Raw genomic sequence first — 23,269 nt, forward strand, 5'->3', positions numbered from 1 at the left:
GGCCCCCGCGGCGCGGATCAAGCCCGCCGGGACCCTAGGGGATGGTCAGCTCCACCTCGGCCGCGCCCTCGGCGGTGAAGAACGTGATGGTGGCGCTGTCGCCGGACTGCACGTTGCTCCCCTCCACCGCGACGCAGGCCGAGGCCGCGCCCCCGATGTTGGTCTGGGGCTTGCCGTTCTCGGCGTTGGGGTAGACCCACGGCCGCCACGTCACGTTCTCCGGCGCGCTCTGCGCCAGGGCGCAGCCGAGGACGAAGTCGTCGTCCACGTCGGCCGCGCCGTCGCCGTCCGTGTCCACGAGGCGCAGGCCGTCGCCGTCGGCGTCCGCGGTGCCGTAGATGGCGCCCTCGCTGCGGTCCAGGACCCCGTCGCCGTCGAGATCCTCGCCGGGATCCAGCACGCCGTTGTGGTTCAGATCCTCGCCGGTGTCGAGACGGCCGTCGCCGTCCACGTCCTCGTCGGTCGTGTCGAGACGGCCGTCGCCGTCCAGGTCCTCGCCGGGATCCAACGTGCCGTTGCTGTTGGCGTCCTCGTTCACATCAAGGTTGCCGTCGCCGTCGAGGTCCTCGTTGCCGTCGATGCGGCCGTCGCCGTCGACGTCGTAGCCGAGCGGCGTGCCCGCGTGGACGTCGAAGTCGCTGCCCTTGTCGGTGTCGCGGGAGGTCACCACGGAGGAGACCCACACCCCGACGAAGGGGAGCAGGATGCCGTCGCCGCCGTCGCGCACGTCCACGCTCACCGTCCCGCCGCTGCTCAGCGCGGCCGGGAGGGCGGTCACCGTCCACGGCGCGATGGAGGCGAAGCAGAAGCGCCCCTTGCTCACCGCCTCGGCGTCGGTGTCGCTGGCCTTGGCCCAGATCCAGACCTGCGCCGACTGCGGCACCGTGTAGCGCTTGTCGTCGGTGGAGTAGGCCCCGGAGCCCGCATAGCCGTAGCAGCCCACGCGGATCGTGCCCCGCGCGTTGCCGCTGTTGTCGTTGTGGGCTGGGTAGGTGACGCGGAACTCGCCGATGCCGTCCCGGGTGAGGGTGAAGCCCGGCAGCAGCGCGCCGGAGCCGGGATCGAGGCCGGCGATGGTCGCCCCCAGCGCGGCCGCGCCCACCACGTACTCCAGGCCGGTGCCGTCGTTGCCGTAGGCGTTCTGGACCTCCAGCTCCGTCCCCAGCGTCGGGCTGGCGGCCACGAAGCGGCCCTTGTCGCCGGCCGGCGCGTTGCGCACCAGGACCACGTCGTCCGGCTCGATCCCCCGCGGCACGTCGTTGCGCTCGATGGTGTCGAGGAAGTCGAGGCTGGCGCTGGTGCAGCTCGTGGAGCTGGTGCAGGTAAGGGTCAGCAGCGAGCCGCCGCCGGTGAGCGTGGTGTCGCCGGCGGTGACCTGCCCCGCGGCGCCGTGGGCGATCACCGAGTCGATGAGCTGGAGCTGGACCACGGTGCCGTCCGGCACGGCGTTGCCCCACCGGTCGGTGACGTCCACCTTGCCCACGCGGCGGTAGTTGCCATTGCCGAGGTTCTCGATGCTCTCCTGCAGCGGCGAGGAGAAGACGATGGTGTGCGGCGGGCCGCTGGCGATCACCACCTGGGGGGCCACCGCCGTCACCGGCGCCGCCAGCGCCGCACCGCTCTCGTCCAGGAGCGCCTCCACCTTCACCTCCACCACGCCGGGCCGGGTGCCGGCGATCAGGTTGAGGTTGATGGATCCGCCACTGGTGCGCACCTCGATGGGTCCGGAGCGGGTGTCTACCACGGTCCCGGCCGCGTTGCGCCCGGTGACGTATTCGCCGCCGTGGGGCTGGGCGAGGACCGTGACCCGGAGGTTGTTCAGGCTGGGATCCCCGTAGCTGCTCTCGTCGATGGGGTTGCCCGAGCCGTCCAGCACCGTGACGGTGATGGTGGCGATCTCCTGCTTGCCGACCCCCTGGACGAAGATGTTCTGCTGATCGACCTGGAGCTGCACCGAGGCCGGGTCGCCCGTAGCGGCGCCGCCGAAGGTGACGCTGCCCGTCAGCCCGCTCACCTCCAGCACGCTGAGGGTGGCCGTGCCGGCGGCCGACGGCGCCTGCAGGGTGAAGGTGGCCCGCCCGTTGGTGGTCGTCGTCGGGTTGGCGCTCGTCACCGTGCCCGCATTGGCCACCAGCGTCACCTCCGTCCCGTCCGCCACCGGGTTGCCGTTGGCGTCCGCAAGCGTCACCGTCACCGTGGTCGTGCTGCTTCCGTCCGCAGGCAGACTCGCCGGGCTCGCCGTGATCGACGACCGCCCCGCATCAGGATCCCCAGGCAGGAACTCCACCTGCGTCGTCGCCACATACCCCAGAAACTCCGCCCGCACCGTCGCCTTGCCCGCCGTCGTCGGCGCCTCCAGAAACAGCACCGCCACACCGTCGGCGTTCGTGGTCGCGCTCGAGGCCGCAGCACCCGCCTGCGTCTGCAGACTCCCCAGATTGGTGCTCATGCTCACCGCCTCGTTGGCGATGGGCTCACCGTCCACATCCGTCAGCGTCGCCCGAATCTGCACCCGCGTCGCGCCGTCCGCCACCACCTGCGCCGTCGCAGCATCCAGCACCAGCGACCCCACATCCGCCGGCGACACCGACGCACTGGTGAAGGTCACCGTCCCCGTGAGACTCAGCCCCGTGGGCCCGGCGGCCACCTCCGCCGTGACCGTGGCCGTACCACCCGACGGCACCGCACTCGGCGCCTGCACCGTGAAGGTGGCCCGCCCGTTGGTGGTCGTCGTCGGGTTGGCGCTCGTCACCGTGCCCGCATTGGCCACCAGCGTCACCTCCGTCCCGTCCGCCACCGGGTTGCCGTTGGCGTCCGCAAGCGTCACCGTCACCGTGGTCGTGCTGCTTCCGTCCGCAGGCAGACTCGCCGGGCTCGCCGTGATCGACGACCGCCCCGCATCAGGATCCCCAGGCAGGAACTCCACCTGCGTCGTCGCCACATACCCCAGAAACTCCGCCCGCACCGTCGCCTTGCCCGCCGTCGTCGGCGCCTCCAGAAACAGCACCGCCACACCGTCGGCGTTCGTGGTCGCGCTCGAGGCCGCAGCACCCGCCTGCGTCTGCAGACTCCCCAGATTGGTGCTCATGCTCACCGCCTCGTTGGCGATGGGCTCACCGTCCACATCCGTCAGCGTCGCCCGAATCTGCACCCGCGTCGCGCCGTCCGCCACCACCTGCGCCGTCGCAGCATCCAGCACCAGCGACCCCACATCCGCCGGCGACACCGACACACTGGCAAAGGTCACCGTCCCCGTGAGACTCAGCCCGGTCGCCACCTCCGCCGTGACCGTGGCCGTACCACCCGACGGCACCGCACTCGGCGCCGGCGCCTGCACCGTGAAGCTCGCAGCGCCCCCGGCGGTCTGCGCGGGGTTCGTGCTGAGCACGGCACCCACCGGGGTCCCGCCCGTGTCCTCCACCCGCAGGGTCACCGCGGTCCCATCGGCCACGGGATGCCCGGCGCTGTCGAACAGCAACGCCTTCACCGTGTATTGCGCGCTGCCGTCGGCGGAGACGCTCGCCGGCGAGATGGTCAGGACGGACTTGGTCGCATCGGCCGGGCCCGGTACGAAGGTGACCTGGACCTCGCCGCGAAAGCCGCCGGCGGTGGCGGTGACGGTGGCCGTCCCGAGGCGGGTCCCGGACAGGGTCACCTCGGCGATGCCCGAGGCATTCGTGGTCGCACTCGTGGCCGACAGGGTCCCGACGTCGGTGGCGAACGTCACGGTCTCCCCCGCCACGGGCTGCCCCGCCGTGTCCAGGACCGTGGCCCGGATCGTCGCGCTGTCCGCCCCGTCCGCGGTAAGCGAGGAGGCACCCGCGGCCACCGTGACCGACGCCACCTGCCCGGTGCCAACGGAGCTGCTCCCGGTGCCGCCCGAGGTCCCGCCGCTGCCGCCGGTATCCGTTCCGCTACCGGTGGTGCCGGGCGCTGCGGTGAAACCGGAGTCCCCCCCGCACGCGGCCAGCGCCAGGACGAAGATGCCGACACCCAGGAGCCTTCCCCAGCGGCGGATCCCTTCCATCATCCTGCTCTCTCCTGCTCGGTCCTCGCGCCCCCGACGAGGCGCCTCCACGCAGCCCCAACCCCCCGAAGGCCCGCGCCTCACCGCACCGCCTGCTCCCGCAGCACCTTCGGGGTGACGAAGATCAGAAGCTCGTTCTTGTTGTCCTGCAGCGACTTCTGGCGGAACAGCCAGCCCAGCACCGGCATGTCCCCGAGCAGCGGCACCTTGCGCGTGTTGTGGGTCCGGGTCTGCTCGTAGACGCCGCCGAGGACCACGGTGTCGCCGTTGTCCACGAGGACGCGGGTGGAGATCTCCCGCGTGTCCACCGGCGGCACCCCCAGGACGCTGCGCGAGAAGTCGGGGCTGTCCTTGTTCACGGTCAGGTCCATGAGGATGCGCTTGTCCGGGGTGATGTGGGGCGTCACCTTGAGGCTCAGGACCGCCTTCTTGAACGAGACCGCGGTGGCGCCGCTCGAGGTCGCCTCCTGGAAGGGGATCTCCACGCCCTGCTCGATGAGCGCCTCGTGCTGGTCGGAGGTGATGACCCGCGGGCTCGAGATGACCTCGCCCCGGCCCTCGGCCTGCAGCGCCGAAAGCTCCAGGTCGAGGAGGACGTCGGAGCCGAGGATGGCGAGCGCGAGCCGGCCCGCGGGGTTGACGGCGGGCAGGCTCACCAGGAAGCGGTCACTGAGGGACGGGACGTCGAACGGAGTCGCGCTGCCCGTGGTGTTGAAGTTGCTCACACCGCTCTGGATCACGGTGTCGGTGGCGTTGCTGGAGCCGCTCAGCACGGCGATGTCGCCGCCGCCGCGGTCGTCCGAGGCCGTGACCCCGAAGCGCACCCCCAGGTCGCGGGCGAAGTCGTTGTTGGCGATCACCACCCGCGACTCGATCAGGACCTGCCGCACCGGGATGTCGAGCTGGGCGACGACGCGGCGGATCTCGGCGAGCTTGGTGGCCGTGTCCTGCACCAGCAGGGTGTTGGTGCGCTCGTCCACGGTGACGCTGCCGCGCTCGGACAGCAGCGAGTTGCCCTCGCTCTTGAGGAGCGCGGCGATCTCCGCCGCCTTGGCGTAGTTGATCTGGATGAACTCCGAGCGCAGGGGCTCGAGCTCCGCGATCTGCTTCCTCGCCTCGAGCTGCTTGCGCTCCTGCTCCGCGAGCTCCTCCGCGGGGGCGACCAGGATGACGTTGCCCGCCTTGCGCATGGCGAGGCCCTTGGTCTTGAGGATGATGTCCAGGGCCTGGTCCCAGGGCACGTTCTTGAGCCGCAGGGTAAGGCTGCCCTGCACGGAGTCGCTCGCCACCAGGTTCAGGCCGGTGAAGTCGGCGATGATCTGCAGCGCCGCCCGCGCCTCGATGTCCTGGAAGTTGAGCGAGAGCCGCTCGCCGGTATAGCCGAACTTTTCCTGCTTACGCGCCTCCACCTCGGCCCGGGTGAGCGGCTTGAACTCGATGGTGAGGAGGTCGTCGGTCTGGTAGGCGAAGTGCTCGAACTCGGCCATGGGCGTGATCACCATGACCACGCGGCCGTCGCGGCGGAAGGTGTCGATGGTGCGCACCGGGGTGGCGAAGTCCACCACGTCGAGGCGGCGCTCGAGGGCCTCCGGCAGGCCGGTGTCCGGGAACTCCAACACCACCTGCCCGCCCTCGGTGCGCATGTCGACCACGGTGGCAGGATCCGATAGCCGCACCAGCACCCGGCCCTCGCCCTCCTCGCCGCGGCGGAAGTCGATGTCCTCGATGCGCCGCGGGGGCTCCCCGCCGGCGCCCTCGGGCGCCGGCGCGGCCGCCGCCACCGCCGGCCCCGGCCGCCCCTGCAGCAGCAGTCGCAGGCCGTCCGCCTCGCGGCGGGTCTCGTAGGGCACCATGGCGGCGAGGTCGACCACCACGCGCGTCCGCCCCATCGCCTCCACCGCGTGCACCGCCTGCACCAGGCCCACCCCCACGGGCAGGCTGCGCCGCTCCATGCCGAGCCGCGTGTCCGGGAAGTCCAGCACGATGCGGGCGGGGTTCTCCGTGGTGAAGCTCACCGGCTCCGGCGCCTCGCCCCGGAACTGCAGGGCGAGCTGGACGCGATCGCCCGGCAGGGCCGCGAAGCGCACGTCCTCCAGGACCGCCTCCGCCGCGGCCGCCGCCCGCACCCCGGTCAGGACGCCCAGCAGCAGTAGCGCCGCCGCCAGCCCCGACCCCCATCCGCGCATGCCACGACTCGCAACCATCGGCATCTCGCTCACTCCGTCAGCAACGACAGCGCGGCCATCCGCTCCTGCCAACCGCCCAGCCCGTCGGGCACGATCTCCCGCACCTGCACCCGCTCCTCGCTCACCTCGACGATCTCGCCGAAGTTCTGGCCCAGGTGGTTGCCCACCGTGACCCGGTGCAGGGTGCCGTCGGGGGCGCGCACCAGGGCCCAGGTGCGCCCGCCCTGCTCCAGCGTCCCCACCATGCGCAGGGCATCCAGCGGGTACTGCTCCAGCAGCTCCCGCGGCCGGTTGAAGTCCGGCTGCAGGCCGCCGCCCGCCGAGGCCTGGACCTGCGCCGGCGGCTCGCGCCGCGAGACCGTGGGCTCGAAGGGATCGCGCAGGCCCTCCGGGCGATAGGCGAAGGTCTCGTAGGGCCGGACCTCGGGCAGCGGCTCGATACGCCCGCCCGGGCGCGCCCGGACCTCGGCCACGTAGCGCTCGAGGTCGGCCACGTCGGCGCGCGGCGCGCAGCCCGCCGCCAGCACCGCGGCCGCCGCCAGCACGCCCGCCACCCGCCGGCTCACCGCTGCTCCCCCTCTTCGAGGTAGCGGTAGGTCTTGGCGGTGGCCTCCATCACCAGCTCCTCGCTGTTGGCGCTGACCGGCGCGATGCGGATCTCGTGGATGGTGACGATGCGGGGCAGCGCCGCAAGGCCGCTGACGAAGCGGCCCAGCTCATGATAGCGGCCCACCACCCGCAACCGGATGGGCAGCTCAGCATAGAACTCCTTCGGCTGCTCCTGCTCCGGGCGGAAGAGCTCGAACTCGAGGCCGCTGCTGATCCCGGTCTGGGTGACGTCGACGAGCAGGTCCGCCACCTCGGTGCGGTCGGGAAGCTGGCGCAGCATGGCGCCGAAGGAGCGGCGCATGAGGGCGAGCTGCTCCTTGTAGCGATCGAGGTTGGCGGCCTTGTGCTGCTTGGCCTCGAAGGTCTGCTTGAGCTCGGCCTCGCGCGCCCGCTCCCGCGCCAGCCCCTCGAGCTGGTTCCGGTGATCGAACCAGTAGCCGAGGAAGAGCACCGCCGCCACCCACGCCAGCAGCACCACCGCCCGCGCCGCGGCGGGCCAGGAGCCCACGTCGCGCAGGTCGAGGTTCCGCAGCTGGGAAAGATCCGCCATCCTCATCCAGCCTGCTCCTCCTCTGCGGCGGCGCCCTTCGCGCCCACCTGCGTCACGCGCAGGGTGAAGCGGCGCACGCGGCTCTCCTCGCCGCGCGTGGCCTGGATCACCTCGAGGCGCGGGTCGGCGAGGATCGGCGAGGCCTCGAGGTTGCGCATCAGGGCGGAGACGCGGGCGTTGGACTCGGCCAGCCCCTCGATGGTGAGGGTGTCGCCCTGCTGGGCGAGGCGCAGGAGCTGCACCCCCTCCGGCACCGCGCGCGCGATCTCGTCGAAGAGGCGCACCGCCAGCGGCCGGCTCTGCTGCAGCTCCTGGATGATGCGCATGCGCGCGAGGAGCTGCTTGCGCGTCTTCTCGAGCTCCCGGATCTCCTTGATCTGGCGGTCGACGCGCGCGATCTCCTGCTCGAGGAAGCGGTTGCGGGTGCGCTGCGCCTCGATGAGCCCGTTGATGTAGAGGTGGACCCAGACCACGGCGAGGGCCGCCGCCACCGTGGCGCCGCCCAGGGTGACGTAGAAGCGCCGCTGCCGCTCGCGCCGCAGCTCCTCGCGCCAGGGCAGCAGGTTGATCCGCGCCATCAGTCGAATCTCCGCAGCGCCAGCCCGCAGGCGATCATCATCGCCGGGGCGTCGTTGCTCAGCGCCTGCGGCTTGACCCGGGGCGCGAGCGCCATGTCGGCGAAGGGGTTGGCGATGGAGGTGGGGACCCCGGTCTTCTCCTCGATGATCTCGTCCACCTCTGGGATCGCGGCGCTGCCGCCGGCGAGGATGATGTGGGCGACGCTGTTGAACTGGGTCGAGGAGAAGAAGAACTGGAGGGAGCGGCTGACCTGCTGCGCCATGGACTCGCGGAAGGGGTCGAGGACCTCCGGCACGTAGCTGTCGGGCAGGCCGCCCTGCTTCTTGGCCAGCCCCGCCTCCTCGTAGCTCAGCCCGTAGCGGCGCATGATCTCCTCGGTCAGCTGCTTGCCGCCGAAGACCTGCTCGCGGGTGTAGATGCTCTTGCCGCGGTGGATGACGTTGAGGGTGGTCATGGTGGCGCCGATGTCCACCACCGCCACCGCCAGCTCCTCGTCGTAGTCCGGCACCTGCCCGGCCACCAGCGGGAAGGCGTTCTCGATGGCGAAGGCCTCGACATCGACGATCTTGGCGGTCAGCCCCCCGTGCTCCACCGCCGCCACCCGGCTCTCGACGTTCTCGCGCCGCGAGGCCGCCAGCAGCACGTCCACCTGGTCCGGCGACTTCTCGGACGGGCCGAGCACCTCGAAGTCGAGGTTCACCTCCTCGAGCGGATAGGGGATGTACTGGTCGGCCTCGAGCTGGATCTGGGTCTCGAGCTCGCTCTCGCTGAGCGAGGCCGGCATGGTGATGACCTTGGTGATGACGGCCGATCCCGCGACCGCGACCGCGGCATGGCGTGCCCGCGTCCCCGAGCGCTGCACGGCCCTGCGGATCGCCGTCCCCACCGCCTCGATGTCGGCGATCGCCTTCTCCACCACCGAGTTGGGCGGCAGCGGCTCCACCGCATAGGCCTCGACCCGGTAGCGGCTGCCGCTTCGGCCCAGCTCGAGGAGCTTCACCGCCGTGGAGCTGATGTCCAGCCCCACCAGGGCCGGCGCCTCTCTGCGGAAGAGCCCGAGCACGGATCCCCCTTTTCGTGCCCCCGGTGGTCTCAGTCGACCACCTGTGTTGTTACTTTAATCCTTGAAGCCAACTATATAGCAGGAAAGCACAAGCGCGGAACCGGAACTGCGACCGCCTTCGAGAATCCGGGTATACTGCGCGCCGGTTCCACGGCCCTCCGGCAGTCTAGACGACAACCCCATTCATGCGCATCCTCGCCCGCCTTCTGGCCCTGGCGGCCGCGACGCTGCTCACGGGCGTCCTCGCCGCCGCGGGCCTCTACCTCTACCTGGCGCCGCGGCTGCCCGCGGTGGAGCAGCTTCGCGACGTCCGCCTGCAGGTGCCGCTGCGGATCTATACCCGCGACGGGGCCCTCGTCGCCGAGTACGGCGAGAAGCGGCGCACGCCCCTGCGCTATGCCGACATCCCCGAGGTGGTGGTGCAGGCCTTCATCGCCGCCGAGGACGACCGCTTCTTCGAGCACCCCGGCGTCGACTACCAAGGGCTGCTGCGCGCGGCCTGGGCGCTCCTGCGCACGGGCGAGAAGCGCCAGGGCGGCAGCACCATCACCATGCAGGTGGCGCGCAACTTCTTCCTCAGCAGCGAGAAGACCTTCCTGCGCAAGCTCAACGAGATCCTGCTCGCCCTCAAGATCGAGCGCGAGCTCACCAAGGAGCAGATCCTCGAGCTCTATCTCAACAAGATCTACCTCGGCAACCGCGCCTACGGCGTCGCCGCCGCGGCCCAGATCTACTACGGCAAGCGGGTGGACGAGCTCACGCTCGACGAGGTGGCGATGATCGCGGGGCTGCCCAAGGCGCCCTCGCGGGACAACCCCGTGGCCGCCCCCGAGCGGGCGCGCGTGCGCCGCAACTACGTCCTCGGCCGCATGCGCGAGCTCGGCTTCATCGGCGAGGCCGCCTACCGGCGGGCCCTCGACGCCCCCGTGCACGCGCGCCTGCACGGCGTGCAGCCCGAGGTGGAGGCGATCCATCTCGCCGAGGCGGTGCGCGAGGAGGTGGTCGCCCGCTACGGCGAGGAGACCGCCTACACCGCGGGCCTGCGCGTCTACACCACCCTGGAGGCGGCGCGGCAGCGCGCCGCCGTGGCCGCCCTGCGCGAGGCCCTCGCGGCCTTCGAGCGCCGCCACGGCTACCGCGGTCCGGAGGCGCGCATCCCCTGGTCGCCGCCCCCCGGGCGCGAGGCCCTCGATGCCCGGCTGCGCGAGGCCGGCCGCATCGGCGACCTGCACCCTGCGGTGGTGACCGCGGTGGCCGAGCGCGGGGCCACGGTCTACCTCGGCGACGGCGTCGAGGCCGCCCTCGACTGGGACGCCCTGGCCTGGGCCCGTCCCCGCACCGCCGACGGCGGCCTCGGGCCCGCACCCCGCAGCGCCGCCGACGTCCTCGCCCCGGGCGACCTGGTGCGGGTGCGCGAGCGCGCCGACGGCGGCCTGGAGCTCGCCCAGGTCCCGGAGGTGGAGGGGGCGCTCGTCGCCCTCGATCCCGCCGACGGCGCCGTGCGCGCCCTCGTCGGCGGCTTCGACTTCGCCCGCAGCAAGTTCAACCGCGCCCTCCAGGCCCGGCGCCAGCCCGGCTCCAGCTTCAAGCCCTTCATCTACTCCGCGGCGCTGGCGGCGGGCTACACCGCGGCCAGCATCTTCAACGACGCCCCCGTGGTGGTGGAGGATCCCGCCCTCGGCGCCGCCTGGCGCCCGGAGAACTATAGCGGGCGCATCTTCGGCCCGACCCGCCTGCGCGAGGCCCTCGTGCACTCGCGCAACCTGGTCTCGATCCGCGTCCTGCAGGCGGTGGGGATCGACGCCGCGATCCGCCACGCCGCCCGCTTCGGGTTCGACCCCGAGCAGCTGCCGAGGAACCTCTCCCTGGCCCTCGGCAGCGGGGCGGTGAGCCCCCTGGAGCTCGCCCGCGCCTACGCCGTCTTCGCCAACGGCGGCTTCCGCGTCGAGCCCTACTGGATCGAGCGCATCGAGGGCCCGGAGGGCGAGGTCCTGTTCGAGACCCGCCCGCGACGGGTCTGCGCCGCCTGCCCGCCCCCCGCCGAGGGGACATCGGACCCCGGCGGGGACGAGGTCGCGCCGCGGGTCCTCCCGGAGGACAACGCCTACATCATCACCAGCATGCTGCGCGACGTCGTCCGCCGCGGCACGGGCCGCGCGGCCCGCGTCCTCGGCCGCACCGACCTCGCGGGCAAGACCGGCACCACCAACGACCAGCGTGACGCCTGGTTCGCGGGCTTCAGCCCCGCCCTGGTGGCGGTGGCGTGGGTGGGCTACGACGACATGCGTCCGCTCGGCGAGGGCGAGACCGGCGCGCGGGCGGCGCTGCCGATGTGGATCGCCTTCATGCGCGAGGCGCTGCGGGGCGTCCCCGAGACCGTGCCGGCGCCGCCGGCGGGGCTGGTCATGGCGCGCATCGACCGCCGCACGGGGCGGCTCGCGCGTGCCGGCGACCCGGACGCCGTCTTCGAGGTCTTCCGACCCGGCCACGTACCGCCGCCGGCGGAGACGGCGGCCCCGGCGGCCGCGGGCGGCGGGGGCGCCGCGCCGGCGCCGCCCCCGCCGCCGGAGCAGCTCTTCTGAGACCATGGCGGGCGAGGAACGCATGCGCCTTCGCATCGCCGAGGCCGCGGCCCGGATCATGGCCGAGGAGGGCGTGCGCGACTACGGGGCGGCCAAGCGCAAGGCCGCGGCGCGGCTCGGCGCGAGCCGCCCGCGCCACCTGCCCACCAACCAGGAGGTGGCCGAGGCGTTGCTCGCCTACCAGCGGCTCTTCGCCGTCGAGGCGGCGGCCGAGCGGCAGGCGCTGCTGGCGCTCGCGGCCGACACCATGCGCCTGCTCGCGCCGTTCGAGCCGCGCCTGGTGGGGCCGGTGCTCGCCGGGGCGACCGGCGCCCACGCGGTGGTGGAGCTGCACCTCTTCAGCGAGCCGCCCGAGGAGGTGGCCTTCTTCCTCCTGGACCGCGGCATCCGCTACGAGGAGGACGAGCGACGCCTGCGCCCGCGCGCCGGCGCCGCGCCCGAGCCCTATCCGCTGTTCCGCATCCACCGTGAGGCGGCGCCCGTGGAGCTCGTGGTGCTGCCCCTGCGGGCCCTGCGCCAGGCGCCGGTCAGCCCCGTCGACGGACGGCCCATGGCGCGCGCCTCCCTGCGCGCGGTGCTGGACCTGCTGGCGGCGGCGGCCGCCGATCAGCCCCGCTGATCCAGCGCCACGTAGTCGCGCCGCGCCGGCCCCGTGTAGAGCTGGCGCGGACGGCCGATGCGCAGCTCCGGATCCGACACCATCTCCAGCCAGTGGGCGACCCAGCCGACGGTGCGGGCGATGGCGAACATGACCGTGAACATGTTGGTGGGGATGCCGAGCGCCTTGTAGATGATCCCGGTGTAGAAGTCGACGTTGGGATAGAGCTTGCGCTCGATGAAGTACTCGTCGCTGAGGGCCACCTCCTCGAGGCGCATGGCGAGGTCGAGCAGCGCCTCGTTGCGCTTGCCCAGCTTCTCGAGCACCTCGTAGCAGTGGCGGCGGATGATCTTGGCGCGGGGGTCGTAGTTCTTGTAGACGCGGTGGCCGAACCCCATGAGGCGGAAGGGATCGTCCTTGTCCTTGGCCTTGGCGATGTACTTCGGGATGTTGTCCGGATGGCCGATCTCCTCGAGCATGCGCAGCACCGCCTCGTTGGCGCCGCCGTGGGCCGGCCCCCACAGCGCGGCGATGCCGGCGGCGACGCTGGCGTAGGGATGCGCCCCGGTGCTGCCAGCCAGGCGCACGGTGGAGGTGGAGGCGTTCTGCTCGTGGTCGGCGTGGAGGATGAAGAGGACGTCGAGCGCCCGCTCGGCGACGGGATCCACCTCGTAGGGCTCCGAGGGGATGGCGAACATCATCCTGAGGAAGTTGCCCGTGTAGCTCAGGCGGTTGTCGGGGTAGACGAAGGGCTCGCCCTTGCCGTGCTTGTAGCAGGCCGCGGCGATGGTGGGCATCTTGGCGATGAGGCGGTGGGCGGCGAGGTCACGGTCGGCCGGGTCGTTGATGTCGGTGTGGTTGTAGTAGAAGGCCGAGAGCGAGCCCACGACGCCGCACATCATCGCCATCGGATGGGCGTCGTAGTGGAAGCCGTTGAAGAAGCTCTTCAACGACTCGTTGATCATGGTGTGGTTGGTGATGGAGCGCTCGAAGGCGGCCAGCTCCTCGGCCGTGGGCAGCTCGCCGTAGAGGAGCAGGTAGGCCACCTCCAGGAAGGTGCTCTGCTCGGCGAGCTGCTCGATGGGATAGCCGCGGTAGAGGAGCACGCCCTCCTCGCCGTCGATGTAGGTGATGGCGCTGCGGCAGCTCGCCGTCGCCACGAACCCGGGGTCGAAGGTGAAGTAGCCGAGCGCCTTGGGGAGTCCGCCGATGGCCACCGTCGAGGGCCCCAGGGTCGGGTCGAGGATCGGCAGGTCCGCCCGCTTGCCGGTGCGGTTGTCGATGAGGGTCACGGTGTCGTTGGACATGCCTCGGTCCTCCTCGCTGGTTCCGCGCCATGGCCCGGCGACGGGCGGCCGCACCCCGCCGCGGCGTCGATCGGGGGCCGGCGGCCGCCCGCGGCGGGGGGCGCCGGCCGGAAAACGGCGGCATTATACAGATAATTCTTCCGTATGCGGCGATTATGTTTCGCTATGAACCCCCGCCGATCTCGAGGTCCACGGGGTGGCGCAGACGGATGCGCCACGCCCCGCCGCCGCGGTAGGGGATGCCGCGCACGCCGACGCGCCGCCCCCGAAGCCGCTGCCAGTCGATGCCCTCGAACCAGGCCCAGTCCTCGCGCGCGACGCGCACGGCGACACCGCCGCGAAGCTCGAGCCAGACCGAGCGCCGCGTCCGCCGCACCGCCGCCACCTCGCCCTCCAGCCAGACGAAGCGCCCGGCCTCCTCAAGGCGGGCCCGCGCCGCATCCTGCCGCTGGTAGCGCGCTAGCGCCCACAGTCCGCGCCGGGCGCTGCGCGCCTCGGCCTCGGCACGGCGGTAGCAGGCCAGCCCGGCGACGTTGGGGGGCACCACCAGCGAGACGGCGAGCCCCTCCCGCAGCAGCACCTCCTCCACCGTGCGCCCGTCCGGGAGCAGGGCATGGGCGAGCAGCCGCCCGTAGCCGTCCGCGCGCTCGGCGTCGTAGCGCAGGCGCAGCCGCCCCTGCGCCCCGGCCACGAGGGCCTCGAGGCGGCCTCTCGCCTCGCGCGCCAGGGGCTCGTCCGGACGGCCGTCGCGGCCGAGCTCCGGGGTGTCGATGCCGATCAGGCGCAGGTGGCGGCCGCCCGCCAGCACCAGCGTGTCGCCGTCGATGACGTGGCGCACCCGCACCACCTCGTCGGCGGCCCCGGCGAGGCAGCCGGCGCGCGCGGGCCCGGCGAGCGCGAGGGCCAGGCCCAAAAGGACGAGGGCGCCCCAGCGGGGCGCCCTCGTCTCGATCCGGGCCGGCCACGCCACGGCGGCAGGCTAGTCGAGGCCGTACTTGCGGCGGAACTTCTCGACCCGGCCCGCGGTGTCGACGATCTTCTGCTGGCCCGTGAAGAAGGGATGGCACTGCGAGCAGACCTCGACGTGGAGGTCGCGGCCCGCGGTGGAGCGGGTCTTGAAGCTGTTGCCGCAGCTGCAGGTGACCGTGATCTCTTCGTAGCGCGGGTGGATGTCCGGTTTCATGGCCTTCAGTCCTCGTCCCTTCCGGCAGGCGGGGGAAAGGCGCGAGATGGTACGCGCGTTCCGCCGGGTTGGCAAGACGATCGGCGGAGCGCACGGCGCCCCGGGGACTTGGCGCGCCTTCACGAGACCGCGCCTCAGGAGCGGCCGCCAATCCCACGCAGAGCCGCGGGATTTGTCCCTTTTCCACAGAGCCTGTGGAAAACTCTGTGGATGTCGATCGAGACAACGGTTGCAAGCGGCGTCCCGGCGCCGCCGCGAACGCGCCGGTCAATTTTTGACCTGCGCAGGAACGCTTGAACAATCAAGCCGTTACGGATTGAGGTCGGGCGCGACCCGGGAGCGGGCCCGTCCCCTGGAGGCGCGGGCAGGCCCACCGCCGCCCTGTGCATAACCGCAGAAAACCCTTGCCGTCGGCGCCCGTCTGTGGTACTGGGGCGCACCCACCCCGGAGGGCGGATCCCATGCAGCGCAGGCCCCGCATCGGCCTCGTCAGCCTCGGCTGCGCCAAGGCGCTGGTGGACTCGGAGCGGCTCCTCGGCCGCCTCCGCGCCGCCGGCTACGACACGGCGCCAGACTACGCCTCGGCCGACCTCGTGGTCGTCAACACCTGCGGCTTCATCGAGGCCGCCGAGGCCGAGTCGCTGGACGCGATCGCCGAGGCCATGCGCGAGAACGGCCGGGTGGTGGTGACGGGCTGCCTCGGCGGGCGCGCCGAGCGCCTGCGCGAGCGCTTCCCCGGCCTCGTCGCCGTCACCGGTCCCGCGGCCTTCGACGAGGTGGTCTCGGCGGTGACGCGGGTGCTGCCCGCCCCCGGCCCCCGCCCCGGCGCGGCGACCCCCATCGTGCGCCTGACCCCGCCCCACTACGCCTACCTCAAGATCGCGGAGGGCTGCGACCACCGCTGCACCTTCTGCATCATCCCGCAGCTTCGCGGCCCGCTCGCGAGCCGCCCGCCCGAGGACGTCCTCGCCGAGGCCGAGGCCCGCGTCGCCGCCGGCGCCCGCGAGCTGGTGGTCATCGCCCAGGACACCGCCGCCTACGGGCGCGACCTGCCGCCGCGGGGGCGGGCATGGCCCGGCATCGCCGCTCTCGCCGCCGCGCTGGGCGAGCTCGGCGTGTGGGTGCGCCTGCACTACCTCTATCCCTACCGCGCCCTGGAGCGGCTGGTGCCGCTCATGGCGGAGGGCCGCATCCTCCCCTACCTCGACATGCCGCTGCAGCACGCAAGCCCCGCGGTGCTGCGGCGCATGCGGCGGCCTGCACGCAGCGCCGACGTGCTCGCCCGCCTCGCCCGCTGGCGCGCCCTGTGCCCGGACCTCACCGTGCGCAGCACCTTCATCGTCGGCTTCCCGGGCGAGACCGAGGACGACTTCCGCCGGCTGCTGGACTTCCTCGAGGCCGCCGAGCTGGACCGTGTCGGCTGCTTCACCTACTCGGCCGTGGCCGGCGCCGCCGCCAATGCGCTCCCGGGGGCGGTCCCCGAGGAGGTCAAGCAGGAGCGGCTCGCCCGCCTCATGACCCTGCAGCAGGCGATCAGCCGGCGGCGGCTGCGCCGCTGGGTGGGGCGCCGCATCCCGGTCCTCGTCGACGCCGTGGAGGGCGACGTCGCCCTCGGCCGCGGCCCGGCCGACGCCCCCGAGGTGGACGGCTGCGTGCACGTGCGCGACGCCGCCGGCCTGCGGCCGGGGGACCTGGTGGAGGTGGAGGTGGAGCGCAGCGGCGACCACGACCTCTGGGGCCGGCCGCTCGGCCCCTGAGCCGCCCTCAGGCGGTGCGGAAGGCGCGCAGGCGGTCGAGGCGCAGCACCCGGCGCACGCCGCCGGGACCGACCCCGATCAGGTACTCGGCGTGGGCGCGGGTGCGCAGGTCCAGCGGCCGCCACCGCTCCACCCGCAGCCCCCCGCCGCGCCCGCACCACACGAGGCGCAGCCGCTCGCCGTGCATGATCGCGAGCTCGAGCCTGCCGTAGACCTCACAGGGGATCGGCCGATAGGGCCGCATCGCGCGCCTCCCCGGGGACCGTCTCCACCATCAAGGCTAGCAGACCGTCGAGGTGCCGAAGGCCCCGGCGGGTCGGCCGCACCCGGGGGCCGAGGCGCACCAGCCCCAGCGCCGCGGGGCGGGCCAGCCGCCGCCCGAGCTCCGCCCAGGGTCGTCCCGTGCGCCGCCGCCACAGGTCGCGCTCGAAGCCGCCGGGCAGGCGCAGGGCGTTCAGGGCGAACTCCAGCGCCAGCATCGGCCCCGCCACCGCCTCCTCCCGCACCGGCGCGCCGGCGAGATAGGCCGCCGGGGCGCGGGGCTTGGCCCGCCGCAGCACGGTCCCGTCCGCCGCCGTGCGCTTGCCGTGGGCCCCCGGACCCACCCCCAGATAGTCGCCGAAGCGCCAGTAGTTGAGATTGTGGCGGCAGCGCCGGCCGGGGCGGGCGTAGGCCGAGACCTCGTAGCGCACCAGCCCCGCCCGCCGCAGCCGCCGCTCGCCGGCGAGCTGCATGGCCCAGAGCGCGTCGTCGCCGGGCAGCGGCGGCGGCCGGCGGTGGAAGGCGGTGCCGGGCTCGAGGGTGAGCTGGTAGTAGGAGACGTGGTCGGGGGCGAGGGCGAGCGCCGCCTCGAGGTCGGCCTCCGCCGCCTCCCGGTCCTGGCCCGGAAGCCCGTACATGAGATCGATGTTGAGGTTGTCGAAGCCTGCGGCGCGGGCCTCGCGCACCGCCGCCCGCGCCGCGGCGGCGTCGTGGATGCGTCCGAGCGCCCGCAGCATCGCATCGTCCAGGCTCTGCACCCCCAGCGAGAGGCGGTTCACGCCGAGCCGGCGCATCGCCCGCAGCCAGCCGCGGTCCACCGTGCCCGGGTTGGCCTCGATGGTGATCTCGACCCCAGGGGCGAGCCGCAGCCGCCCCCGCACGGCCTCCAGCAGCCCGCGGTAGAACGCCGGCGAGAGCAGGCTCGGGGTGCCGCCGCCGAAATAGACCGCGTGCACGGGGCGGCACGGGCCGCGCGCCGCCTCCTCGGCGAGGTCCCGCCGCAGCGCCGCGAGCAGCTCGCGCTCGGGCAGGGGCCCCGGCGCGGGATGGGAGTTGAAGTCGCAGTACGGGCACTTGCGCTCGCACCACGGCAGGTGGACGTAGAGGGTGAGCGGGACGTCCACCCCGTTCAGGCGAGGGCGCGGAGCCGCTCCACCAGCCGCGCCAGGGCCTGGCCCCGGTGGCTGACGCGGTCCTTCTCCTCGGGCGCGAGCTCGGCCGAGGTGCAGCCGCGCTCGTCGAGCCAGAACAGCGGATCGTAGCCGAAGCCGTTCGCCCCCCGCGGGGCCTCGGCGATGCGGCCCGCCCAGGAGCCCTCGGCGATGACGGGGGTGGGATCGGCCGCATGGCGCAGGTACACCAGCACGCAGTGGAAGCGCGCCGTGCGCCGCGCCCACGGCACCCCCGCCAGGGCCTCCAGCAGGCGGCGGTTGTTGGCCTCGTCGTCGGCGTCGGGGCCGGCGTAGCGCGCCGAGTGGATCCCGGGGGCGCCCCCGAGGGCGTCCACGAGGAGGCCGGAGTCGTCGGCGAGGGCGGGCAGCCCCGCCGCCTGCGCCGCGTGCCGCGCCTTGAGGAGGGCGTTCTCGACGAAGGTCGGCGCCGTCTCCGCGGCGGCCCCGATGCCGAGCTCGCCCTGGCCCACGAGCTCGATGCCGAGCTCGGCCAGCGCCGGGGCCAGCTCGCGCACCTTGCCGCGGTTGCCGGTGGCGAGGACGACGCGGGTCACGGGCGCGGCCCCGCCAGCGCCTCCCGCTGCAGGGCCAGGAGCCGGTCGATGCCGCGCGCGGCGAGATCGAGCATGGCGTCCAGCTCGGCGCGGCTGAAGGGGTGGCCCTCGGCGGTGCCCTGGACCTCCACGAAGCGGCCCTGCTCGTCCATGACCACGTTCATGTCGGTCTCCGCCGCCGAGTCCTCGGCGTAGTCGAGGTCCAGCACCGGCGCGCCGCCGACGATGCCCACCGAGACCGAGGCCACCTGGCCGCGCAGCGGCGAGGCCTCGAGCTGGCCCGTCTCGAGCAGCCGCGCGACGGCGTCGGCGAGGGCCACGTAGGCGCCGGTGATGGAGGCGGTGCGGGTGCCTCCGTCGGCCTGGAGGACATCGCAGTCGAGGGTGATGGTGCGCTCGCCGAGGGCGTCGAGGTCCACCACCGCCCGCAGCGAGCGCCCGATCAGGCGCTGGATCTCCAGGGTCCGCCCCCCCTGGCGGCCGCGTGCGGCCTCGCGGGCGGTGCGCTCGCCCGTCGCCCGCGGCAGCATCCCGTACTCGGCGGTGACCCAGCCCGAGCCGGTGCCGCGCAGGAACCCCGGCACCCGATCCTCGACGCTCGCCGTGCACAGCACGCGCGTGTCGCCGAACTCGATCAGCACCGAGCCCTCGGCGTGCTTGGTGTAGCCGCGCGTGATCCGCACCGGGCGCAGCTCGTCGGCGGCCCTGCCGCTGGGTCGCATGGCTCGCTCCTCCGCGTCGCTCCGTTAGAATGGCGCGATTATATCCACCCCGGGGAGCGGACCCATGATCCGCAGCATGACCGCCTTCGCCCGCCGCGCCCACCAGGCCTCATGGGGCAGCCTCTGCTGGGAGCTGCGCACCGTCAACCACCGCTTCCTGGACATCGCGCTGCGCCTGCCCGAGGACTTCCGCGGCCTGGAGCCGCGGGTGCGCCGGGCGGTGGAGCGCGAGCTGCGGCGCGGCAAGGTGGAGGTCTCCCTGCGCTACCAGCCGGAGTGCGCCACCGCCCCCACCCTGGCCCTCAACCGCCCCCTGGCCGAGGCGCTCGTGCGGGAGCTGCGCGCCGCCGCGGCGCTGCTCGACGAGCCCGCTCCGGTCTCGCCGCTGGAACTGCTGCGCTGGCCCGGCGTCCTCGAGGCCGGCTGCCCGGACCTCGGCCCGGTGCAGGAGGCGGCCCTGAAGCTGCTCGACGAGGCGCTCGCCGACCTCGTGGCCACGCGCGAGCGCGAGGGGGCGCGGCTCGCCGAGCTGGTGCGCGAGCGCTGCCGCCGGATGGCGGAGCTTGCGCACGAGGCCGCCGAGCTGCAGCCCAGGGCGCTCGAGGCCCAGCGCGAGCGGCTCCGGCGGCGCGCGGCCGAGCTCGCGGTGGAGCTCGATCCGCAGCGGCTCGAGCAGGAGCTGGTGATGCTGGCCCAGAAGATGGACGTGAGCGAGGAGCTCGACCGCCTCGCCGCCCACGTGGCCGAGGTGGAGCGGGTCCTCGCCGAGGGCTCGCCGGCGGGACGGCGCCTCGACTTCCTCGCCCAGGAGCTCAACCGCGAGGCCAACACCCTGGCCGCCAAGTCCGCCGACACCGAGGTGACGCGCATCGCCGTCGAGCTCAAGGTACTCATCGAGCAGGTGCGCGAGCAGATCCAGAACATCGAGTAGCCGCAGCGAAGGAGCCCGAATGAGCGCCGCCGGCACCCTCTTCGTGGTCAGCGCCCCCTCGGGCGCGGGCAAGACCAGCCTCGTGCGTGCGCTGGTGGAGCGCACCGAGGGGCTGGTCCTCTCCGTCTCCCACACCACCCGCCCGCCGCGGCCGGGCGAGGTCGACGGGGTGCACTACCACTTCGTGGACGAGGCCGCCTTCCTGCGCATGGTGGAGGCGGGCGCCTTCCTCGAGCACGCCGAGGTCTTCGGCAACCGCTACGGCACCGCGCGCGAGACCGTGGAGCGGGAACTGCGCGCGGGGCGGGACGTGCTCCTGGAGATCGACTGGCAGGGGGCGCGGCAGGTGCGCGCGGCGATGCCCGCGGCGGTGGGCGTGTTCATCCTGCCGCCGAGCCGCGAGGAGCTGGAGCGGCGCCTGCGCGGGCGCGGCCAGGACAGCGAGGAGGTCATCGCGCGGCGCATGGCGGCGGCCGAGGCCGAGCTCTCCCACTACGCCGAGTACGACTATCTGGTGGTCAACGACGCCTTCGCGCAGGCCCTCGACGACCTCTCCGCGATCGTGCGCTGCCACCGCCTGCGCACGGCGCGCCAGCGCCGCGCCCTCGCGGGCCTGCTCGCCGGTCTCGTGACCGGCGGTGCCTCCGCGTGCTAGAATCGCCGCCCTTCCACGGGATAGCTGAGGGCAGGAACCCGTCATGGCGCGCATCACCGTCGAGGACTGCCTCGAGAGAATCGACAACCGCTTCGAGCTCGTGCTGATGGCGGCCAAGCGGGCGCGCCAGCTCGCCATGGGCGAGGAGCCGCGGGTGCCGTGGGACAACGACAAGCCCACGGTGGTGGCCCTGCGCGAGATCGCCGCCGGCCTCGTCGATCGCTCCATCCTCGACGAGGTGGACGCCCGCGAGCACGCCCAGGAGTCCATCCTCTCCGACGAGGAGGCCCGCCAGGAGCTCTCCTGAACGCGGGCCGCCGCGGCGCCGGTGACCGCCGCGGCGGCCGGGGTGTATGATCGGTGCGGTATGCGCCACCGGTCCCGCGCCCCTTGAACGTCTCCGAATCCAGCTGGGCGGTCTTCCGCATCGGCGACCTCGGCGCCATGCTCGAGGCCTACCTCGAGCCGGAGCAGGTCGCCGCCGTCTACCGCGCCTACGAGTTCGCAAGCCGCGCCCACGCGGGCCAGCGCCGCATGAGCGGCGAGCCCTACATCCTGCACCCCCTCGAGGTCGCCCGCATCGTCGCCGAGATGCGCATGGACGCCGAGAGCATCATGGCGGCGCTGCTCCACGACGTCCTCGAGGACACCGCGGTCAGCAAGGAGACGCTGGCACAGGAGTTCTCCGAGGAGGTGGCCGAGCTCGTCGACGGGGTCACCAAGCTCACCCAGCTCAAGGTGGGCACCCAGGCCGAGGCCCAGGCGGAGAGCTTCCGCAAGATGATCCTGGCCATGGGGCGCGACATCCGCGTGATCCTCATCAAGCTCGCCGACCGCCTCCACAACATGCGCACCCTCGCCCCGCTGCCGCCGGAGAAGCGGCGGCGCATCGCCCGCGAGACCCTCGAGATCTACGCCCCCATCGCCAACCGCCTGGGGATGAACTCGCTGCGCCTCGAGCTGGAGGACCTCGGCTTCGCCGCCCTCTACCCCATGCGCCATCGCGTCCTGCGCGAGGCGGTGGTGCGGGCGCGCGGCAACCGCAAGGAGATCATGGGCAAGATCACCGAGGCGATCCGGCGGCGGCTCGCCGACGAGGGTCTGGGCGGACGCGTCATCGGGCGCGAGAAGCACCTCTACGGGATCTACCTCAAGATGCGCCGCAAGGGGGTCTCCCTCGGCGAGGTGATGGACGTCTACGCGGTGCGCATCATCGTCGACAGCGTCGACACCTGCTACCGCGTCCTCGGTGCGGTGCACAACCTCTACAAGCCCGTCCCCGGCCGCTTCAAGGACTACATCGCGATCCCCAAGGCCAACGGCTACCAGTCCCTGCACACGACCCTGTTCGGCCCCTGGGGCGTGCCCATCGAGGTGCAGATCCGCACCTGGGAGATGGACCGCGTGGCCGAGTCCGGCATCGCCGCCCACTGGCTCTACAAGAGCGGCGAGAGCGGCGCCCCCGGCCCCCAGGCCCGCGCCGCCGAGTGGCTGCGCAACCTGCTGGAGATGCAGAAGAGCGCCGGCAACTCGGTGGAGTTCCTCGAGCACGTCAAGATCGACCTCTTCCCGGACGAGATCTACGTCTTCACCCCCAACGGCGAGATCAAGCGCCTGCCCCGCGGCGCGACCCCGGTGGACTTCGCCTACGCGGTGCACACCGACGTCGGCAACCACTGCGTGGCGGCCAAGGTGGACCGGCGTCTGGTGCCGCTGCGCACGCCGCTGCAGACGGGGCAGACGGTGGAGATCCTCACCGCCCCCACGGCCCGGCCCAACCCGGCCTGGCTGTCCTTCGTCGCCACCGGCAAGGCGCGCGCCAACATCCGCAACTACCTCAAGCGGCTCGAGCGCGACGACGCCATCCGCCTCGGCCGCCAGCTCCTCGACCAGGCCCTGGCCGGGCAGGGCGCGGGCGACGTCGAGGACGTGCCGCCGCGGCGCCGGGACGAGGTCCTGGCCGAGTACGGGCTCGCCGCCATGGACGACCTCCTGGCCGAGATCGGCCTCGGACGGCGCAGCCCCGAGCTGGTGGCGCGGCGTCTCGCCGCCGGCGGCGAGGAGGGCGAGCGGGCGGCGGGCCGCACCGGCCCCCTTGCCATCACCGGCGCCGAGGGCATGGTGGTCACCTACGCCCGCTGCTGCCACCCCATCCCGGGCGACCCCATCGTCGGCTTCCTCAGCGCCGGCCGCGGCCTCGTGATCCACGCCCAGTCCTGTCGCAACCTGCGGAGCGGGCGCGTCGGCGAGTGGCTGGAGGTGGACTGGGCCGAGCGGGTGGAGGGGGAGTTCCCGGTGGCGATCCGCATCGACGCCGTCAACCAGCGCGGCGTGCTCGCCACCATCGCCGCCGCCATCGCCGAGTGCGGCTGCAACATCGAGGACGCCGCCGTGCACGAGCGCGACGGCCGCCACAGCGCCATCGACCTGACCATCGCCGTGCGCGACCGCGTCCACGTGGCGGCGGTGATGCGCCGCCTGCGCCGCATCCGCCAGGTGCTGCGCCTTGCGCGGCTGCGCCGCGGCTGAGGCA

The 23,269-nt window shown here is 73.1% G+C and carries 20 protein-coding genes; 7 read left to right on the forward strand and 13 right to left on the reverse strand.

Annotated features, from left to right (window positions below; genetic code table 11):
- Positions 1-34: 34 nt before the first annotated feature.
- From EDC57_RS00075 to EDC57_RS00100, 6 genes are all read right to left on the reverse strand, one after another.
- On the reverse strand, positions 35-4,030 hold the full coding sequence (locus EDC57_RS00075; protein ID WP_123399031.1) for an invasin domain 3-containing protein: 3,996 nt from the start codon (positions 4,028-4,030) through the stop codon (positions 35-37).
- A gap of 77 nt (positions 4,031-4,107) precedes the next feature.
- On the reverse strand, positions 4,108-6,213 hold the full coding sequence (locus tag EDC57_RS00080) for a type IV pilus secretin PilQ (protein ID WP_123399033.1): 2,106 nt from the start codon (positions 6,211-6,213) through the stop codon (positions 4,108-4,110).
- A 29-nt stretch (positions 6,214-6,242) separates the two neighbouring features.
- Entirely contained in the window at positions 6,243-6,779 is a 537-nt protein-coding gene (locus EDC57_RS00085) for a pilus assembly protein PilP (protein WP_123399036.1), read from the reverse strand.
- Positions 6,776-7,378, reverse strand: a complete 603-nt coding sequence (locus EDC57_RS00090) for a type IV pilus inner membrane component PilO (protein WP_123399037.1) — start codon at positions 7,376-7,378, stop codon at positions 6,776-6,778. The genes EDC57_RS00085 and EDC57_RS00090 overlap by 4 nt, the downstream gene beginning before the upstream one ends.
- Positions 7,375-7,950, reverse strand: coding sequence for a PilN domain-containing protein (locus tag EDC57_RS00095; RefSeq protein ID WP_123399040.1), 576 nt, complete (start codon positions 7,948-7,950; stop codon positions 7,375-7,377). Before EDC57_RS00095 ends, EDC57_RS00090 begins: the two co-directional genes overlap by 4 nt.
- Entirely contained in the window at positions 7,950-9,014 is a 1,065-nt protein-coding gene (locus tag EDC57_RS00100; protein ID WP_123399042.1) for a pilus assembly protein PilM, read from the reverse strand. Before EDC57_RS00100 ends, EDC57_RS00095 begins: the two co-directional genes overlap by 1 nt.
- A 185-nt stretch (positions 9,015-9,199) precedes the next feature.
- Here EDC57_RS00100 and EDC57_RS00105 point away from each other — a divergent pair, with 185 nt between their 5' ends.
- Together EDC57_RS00105 and EDC57_RS00110 are read left to right on the forward strand one after the other, a co-directional pair.
- Positions 9,200-11,596 carry a penicillin-binding protein 1A gene (locus EDC57_RS00105; protein ID WP_123399044.1) on the forward strand — a complete coding sequence of 799 codons (2,397 nt, stop codon included), beginning with the start codon at positions 9,200-9,202 and terminating at the stop codon, positions 11,594-11,596.
- A gap of 22 nt (positions 11,597-11,618) precedes the next feature.
- Complete coding sequence (locus EDC57_RS00110) at positions 11,619-12,215, forward strand: hypothetical protein (protein ID WP_245995082.1); 597 nt, start codon at positions 11,619-11,621, stop codon at positions 12,213-12,215.
- Here EDC57_RS00110 and EDC57_RS00115 read toward each other — a convergent pair.
- The 3 genes from EDC57_RS00115 to rpmE all read right to left on the reverse strand — a co-directional run bounded on the left by EDC57_RS00115 (position 12,203) and on the right by rpmE (position 14,684).
- Entirely contained in the window at positions 12,203-13,501 is a 1,299-nt protein-coding gene (locus EDC57_RS00115) for a citrate synthase (RefSeq protein WP_123399049.1), read from the reverse strand. The two genes, EDC57_RS00110 and EDC57_RS00115, sit on opposite strands and share 13 nt — an antisense overlap.
- A 163-nt stretch (positions 13,502-13,664) precedes the next feature.
- Positions 13,665-14,471 carry a thermonuclease family protein gene (locus EDC57_RS00120; protein ID WP_123399051.1) on the reverse strand — a complete coding sequence of 269 codons (807 nt, stop codon included), beginning with the start codon at positions 14,469-14,471 and terminating at the stop codon, positions 13,665-13,667.
- Between the two features lie 9 nt (positions 14,472-14,480).
- Positions 14,481-14,684 carry a 50S ribosomal protein L31 gene (rpmE, locus tag EDC57_RS00125; RefSeq protein ID WP_123399053.1) on the reverse strand — a complete coding sequence of 68 codons (204 nt, stop codon included), beginning with the start codon at positions 14,682-14,684 and terminating at the stop codon, positions 14,481-14,483.
- A gap of 461 nt (positions 14,685-15,145) precedes the next feature.
- On the opposite strand from rpmE, the gene rimO reads away from it, so the two are divergent.
- Positions 15,146-16,441 carry a 30S ribosomal protein S12 methylthiotransferase RimO gene (rimO, locus tag EDC57_RS00130; RefSeq protein ID WP_123399055.1) on the forward strand — a complete coding sequence of 432 codons (1,296 nt, stop codon included), beginning with the start codon at positions 15,146-15,148 and terminating at the stop codon, positions 16,439-16,441.
- 7 nt (positions 16,442-16,448) lie between these two features.
- Here rimO and EDC57_RS00135 read toward each other — a convergent pair whose 3' ends face one another.
- From EDC57_RS00135 to rph, 4 genes are read right to left on the reverse strand one after another with little or no spacing between them, the layout of a single operon-like run.
- On the reverse strand, positions 16,449-16,685 hold the full coding sequence (locus EDC57_RS00135; RefSeq protein ID WP_123399057.1) for a transcriptional antiterminator, Rof: 237 nt from the start codon (positions 16,683-16,685) through the stop codon (positions 16,449-16,451).
- Positions 16,657-17,835 (reverse strand): radical SAM family heme chaperone HemW, encoded by a 1,179-nt coding sequence (gene hemW, locus EDC57_RS00140; protein ID WP_123400848.1) that lies wholly within the window; start codon positions 17,833-17,835, stop codon positions 16,657-16,659. Before hemW ends, EDC57_RS00135 begins: the two co-directional genes overlap by 29 nt.
- Positions 17,832-18,368, reverse strand: a complete 537-nt coding sequence (gene rdgB, locus EDC57_RS00145) for an RdgB/HAM1 family non-canonical purine NTP pyrophosphatase (protein ID WP_425454787.1) — start codon at positions 18,366-18,368, stop codon at positions 17,832-17,834. Before rdgB ends, hemW begins: the two co-directional genes overlap by 4 nt.
- A gap of 56 nt (positions 18,369-18,424) precedes the next feature.
- Complete coding sequence (gene rph, locus EDC57_RS00150; protein WP_123399061.1) at positions 18,425-19,150, reverse strand: ribonuclease PH; 726 nt, start codon at positions 19,148-19,150, stop codon at positions 18,425-18,427.
- Between the two features lie 64 nt (positions 19,151-19,214).
- Here rph and EDC57_RS00155 point away from each other — a divergent pair, with 64 nt between their 5' ends.
- The 4 genes from EDC57_RS00155 to spoT all read left to right on the forward strand — a co-directional run bounded on the left by EDC57_RS00155 (position 19,215) and on the right by spoT (position 23,265).
- Positions 19,215-20,081, forward strand: a complete 867-nt coding sequence (locus tag EDC57_RS00155; protein ID WP_123399063.1) for a YicC/YloC family endoribonuclease — start codon at positions 19,215-19,217, stop codon at positions 20,079-20,081.
- 19 nt (positions 20,082-20,100) lie between these two features.
- Positions 20,101-20,736 carry a guanylate kinase gene (gmk, locus tag EDC57_RS00160; RefSeq protein ID WP_123399065.1) on the forward strand — a complete coding sequence of 212 codons (636 nt, stop codon included), beginning with the start codon at positions 20,101-20,103 and terminating at the stop codon, positions 20,734-20,736.
- 43 nt (positions 20,737-20,779) lie between these two features.
- Complete coding sequence (rpoZ, locus tag EDC57_RS00165) at positions 20,780-21,043, forward strand: DNA-directed RNA polymerase subunit omega (RefSeq protein WP_123399067.1); 264 nt, start codon at positions 20,780-20,782, stop codon at positions 21,041-21,043.
- Between the two features lie 137 nt (positions 21,044-21,180).
- Positions 21,181-23,265 (forward strand): bifunctional GTP diphosphokinase/guanosine-3',5'-bis pyrophosphate 3'-pyrophosphohydrolase, encoded by a 2,085-nt coding sequence (gene spoT / locus EDC57_RS00170; protein ID WP_123400849.1) that lies wholly within the window; start codon positions 21,181-21,183, stop codon positions 23,263-23,265.
- The last annotated feature ends 4 nt before the right edge of the window (positions 23,266-23,269 follow it).

The sequence above is a fragment of the Inmirania thermothiophila genome (assembly GCF_003751635.1).
GTDB classification, from domain to species: Bacteria; Pseudomonadota; Gammaproteobacteria; order DSM-100275; family DSM-100275; genus Inmirania; species Inmirania thermothiophila.

Coding starts and splice junctions, on each gene's coding strand:
- rimO (WP_123399055.1), top strand. CDS start 15,146: ATGCAGCGCAGGCCCCGCATCGGCCTCGTCAGCCTCGGCTGCGCCAAG.
- rph (WP_123399061.1), bottom strand. CDS start 19,150: ATGCGACCCAGCGGCAGGGCCGCCGACGAGCTGCGCCCGGTGCGGATC.
- gmk (WP_123399065.1), top strand. CDS start 20,101: ATGAGCGCCGCCGGCACCCTCTTCGTGGTCAGCGCCCCCTCGGGCGCG.
- EDC57_RS00090 (WP_123399037.1), bottom strand. CDS start 7,378: ATGAGGATGGCGGATCTTTCCCAGCTGCGGAACCTCGACCTGCGCGAC.
- EDC57_RS00135 (WP_123399057.1), bottom strand. CDS start 16,685: ATGCGGCCCTATCGGCCGATCCCCTGTGAGGTCTACGGCAGGCTCGAG.
- EDC57_RS00095 (WP_123399040.1), bottom strand. CDS start 7,950: ATGGCGCGGATCAACCTGCTGCCCTGGCGCGAGGAGCTGCGGCGCGAG.
- spoT (WP_123400849.1), top strand. CDS start 21,181: ATGCTCGAGGCCTACCTCGAGCCGGAGCAGGTCGCCGCCGTCTACCGC.
- EDC57_RS00110 (WP_245995082.1), top strand. CDS start 11,619: ATGCGCCTTCGCATCGCCGAGGCCGCGGCCCGGATCATGGCCGAGGAG.
- EDC57_RS00115 (WP_123399049.1), bottom strand. CDS start 13,501: ATGTCCAACGACACCGTGACCCTCATCGACAACCGCACCGGCAAGCGG.
- rpmE (WP_123399053.1), bottom strand. CDS start 14,684: ATGAAACCGGACATCCACCCGCGCTACGAAGAGATCACGGTCACCTGC.
- EDC57_RS00155 (WP_123399063.1), top strand. CDS start 19,215: ATGATCCGCAGCATGACCGCCTTCGCCCGCCGCGCCCACCAGGCCTCA.
- EDC57_RS00075 (WP_123399031.1), bottom strand. CDS start 4,030: ATGATGGAAGGGATCCGCCGCTGGGGAAGGCTCCTGGGTGTCGGCATC.
- EDC57_RS00105 (WP_123399044.1), top strand. CDS start 9,200: ATGCGCATCCTCGCCCGCCTTCTGGCCCTGGCGGCCGCGACGCTGCTC.
- EDC57_RS00080 (WP_123399033.1), bottom strand. CDS start 6,213: ATGCGCGGATGGGGGTCGGGGCTGGCGGCGGCGCTACTGCTGCTGGGC.
- rpoZ (WP_123399067.1), top strand. CDS start 20,780: ATGGCGCGCATCACCGTCGAGGACTGCCTCGAGAGAATCGACAACCGC.